The following is a 535-nucleotide window of genomic DNA, read 5'->3' as shown; positions in this document are numbered from 1 at the left end:
CTTGTGCTCCAGTGATTCCTTGGATTCCTTGTGCTCCGGTTACACCTTGTATTCCTTGTGCTCCAGTGATTCCTTGTGCTCCAGTTACACCTTGTATTCCTTGCGCACCAGTGATTCCTTGTATTCCCTGTGCTCCAGTGATTCCTTGAATTCCCTGAGCTCCGGTTACTCCTTGTGCTCCAGTGATTCCTTGTATTCCCTGAGCTCCAGTTACACCTTGTGCACCTTGTGCACCTGTGATTCCTTGTATTCCCTGTGTTCCAGTGATTCCTTGTATTCCTTGTGCTCCAGTGATTCCTTGTATTCCCTGAGTTCCAGTTACACCTTGAGCTCCAGTGATTCCTTGAATTCCCTGCGCTCCAGTTACACCTTGCGCTCCAGTAATTCCTTGAATTCCCTGTGCTCCAGTTACTCCTTGTGCACCAGTGATTCCTTGTATTCCCTGTGCTCCAGTTACTCCTTGCGCTCCAGTGATTCCTTGTATTCCCTGCGCTCCAGTGATTCCTTGTATTCCCTGTGCTCCAGTTACCCCTTG

General features: G+C 49.2%; 1 protein-coding gene. It reads right to left on the bottom strand.

Annotated elements, in window-relative coordinates; translation table 11 throughout:
• A partial coding sequence (locus Q0975_RS28360; RefSeq protein ID WP_299444372.1) for a hypothetical protein occupies window positions 1-535 on the bottom strand: 535 nt, incomplete at both ends.

Source organism: uncultured Aquimarina sp., from assembly GCF_947500065.1.
Taxonomy (GTDB): domain Bacteria; phylum Bacteroidota; class Bacteroidia; order Flavobacteriales; family Flavobacteriaceae; genus Aquimarina.
This window is presented reverse-complemented; position numbering and strand designations above follow the sequence as displayed.